This window comes from Psychrobacter pygoscelis, assembly GCF_004335015.1.
GTDB classification, from domain to species: domain Bacteria; phylum Pseudomonadota; class Gammaproteobacteria; order Pseudomonadales; family Moraxellaceae; genus Psychrobacter; species Psychrobacter pygoscelis.
This window is the reverse complement of the sequence record NZ_RQRU01000027.1, coordinates 1-254: the sequence shown is the minus strand read 5'-3', so window position 1 is coordinate 254 and position 254 is coordinate 1. Positions and strand designations below refer to the sequence as shown.

The window sequence follows — 254 nt, the reverse complement described above, 5'->3', positions numbered from 1 at the left end:
CGACACTACCGCGCCAACTGCCCCAGTTATTGGCTTTGAAAGCACCGGTGCTGACGACGTTTATAACAGCGAAGAGGTGGGTGAAGATAGTACCATCACCGCCACCGTTACCGTCCCTGAAGGCACCAAGGTTGGTGACACGCTAACAGTTAACGGTGAAGTCGCCCCCGTGACCCAAGCAATCATCGACGACGGAGTTGCCATTGAGATTGCCCCGGGCACTGAGGTTAGCGCTAGCGTCACTGACGCCGCCG

General features: G+C 57.5%; 1 protein-coding gene. It reads left to right on the top strand.

All coding sequences use genetic code 11. From position 1 onward, the window contains the following. On the top strand, window positions 1-254 hold a 254-nt coding region (locus EGV92_RS14040), incomplete at both ends, for a hypothetical protein (RefSeq protein WP_165525640.1).